This is a genomic window from Clostridioides sp. ZZV14-6387 (genome assembly GCF_020657835.1).
Classification (GTDB): domain Bacteria; phylum Bacillota; class Clostridia; order Peptostreptococcales; family Peptostreptococcaceae; genus Clostridioides; species Clostridioides difficile_A.
In genome coordinates this window covers 1-519 of sequence record NZ_JAGWCW010000081.1, presented here as the reverse complement: position 1 = coordinate 519, position 519 = coordinate 1, and the positions used below count along the sequence as shown (strand labels likewise).

Genomic DNA, 519 nt, shown 5'->3' with positions numbered 1-519 from the left:
AATAGGTCGAGGACTTGACCAAATTATTTGATGTCCATTCAGTAAAATATATGTGTAGTTTTTAGAGTGTTAACTCTGAAAAAAGTTTGAAAAAAGTATTGACAAAAATAACAAAAAATGTTAATATTATACTTGTCCTAGCAACAAGAAAAAATGTGGTTATAATAGCAGAGAAGATACACCTGTTCCCATTCCGAACACAGAAGTTAAGTTCTCTAGCGCTGATGGTACTTGGTGGGAAACTGCCTGGGAGAGTAGGACATAGCCACGTTGGATATTCCAAGGTAGCTCAACGGTGGAGCAACCGGCTGTTAACCGGTAGGCTGTGGGTTCGAGCCCCACCCTTGGAGCCAATATGGCTCGTTGGTCAAGAGGTTAAGACACCGCCCTTTCACGGCGGTAACAGGGGTTCAATTCCCCTACGAGTCACCATTTGTGGGATCATAGCTCAGCTGGGAGAGCACCTGCCTTACAAGCAGGGGGTCACAGGTTCGAGCCCTGTTGGTCCCACCATTTGCG

General features: G+C 45.3%; 3 tRNA genes and 1 rRNA gene. All 4 read left to right on the top strand.

Annotated features, from left to right (window positions below):
• Nucleotides 1-154: 154 nt before the first annotated feature.
• The 4 genes from rrf to KGF38_RS19985 all read left to right on the top strand — a co-directional run bounded on the left by rrf (nt 155) and on the right by KGF38_RS19985 (nt 513).
• A 5S ribosomal RNA gene (rrf, locus tag KGF38_RS20000) occupies nt 155-271 on the top strand.
• 7 nt (nt 272-278) lie between these two features.
• A tRNA-Asn gene (locus KGF38_RS19995) sits at nt 279-353 on the top strand.
• 4 nt (nt 354-357) lie between these two features.
• Nucleotides 358-432 (top strand) — tRNA-Glu (locus tag KGF38_RS19990).
• 5 nt (nt 433-437) lie between these two features.
• Nucleotides 438-513 (top strand) — tRNA-Val (locus KGF38_RS19985).
• The last annotated feature ends 6 nt before the right edge of the window (nt 514-519 follow it).